The organism is Microvirga sp. HBU67558, assembly GCF_018069605.1.
Classification (GTDB): domain Bacteria; phylum Pseudomonadota; class Alphaproteobacteria; order Rhizobiales; family Beijerinckiaceae; genus Microvirga; species Microvirga terrae.
In genome coordinates this window covers 1-235 of the sequence record NZ_JAGPUP010000019.1, presented here as the reverse complement: position 1 = coordinate 235, position 235 = coordinate 1, and the positions used below count along the sequence as shown (strand labels likewise).

Below are 235 nucleotides of genomic sequence, written 5' to 3'. Positions count from 1 at the left end.
GCCTTCTCCAGGAGAGAACTATGAGAAAGACCATCCTCCTCACCGCCTTCGCGGCTGCTCTCGCCCTGTCCGGATGCAAGGACGACAGGACCGCCGAGGCTCCGCCGCCCCCGCAGGGTATGACGGACGCGGCCATCGGCCATTACTGCGGCATGAACGTGCTCGAGCACACCGGGCCGAAGGGGCAGATCATCCTGGCGAGCCGCAAGGATCCGGTCTGGTTCTCGTCCGCCCG

1 protein-coding gene is annotated in these 235 nt (G+C 66.4%); it reads left to right on the top strand.

Annotated features, from left to right (window positions below; genetic code table 11):
• Nucleotides 1-20 precede the first annotated feature (20 nt).
• On the top strand, nucleotides 21-235 hold a 215-nt coding region (locus tag KBI52_RS00080; RefSeq protein ID WP_210804708.1), incomplete at its 3' end, for a nitrous oxide reductase accessory protein NosL.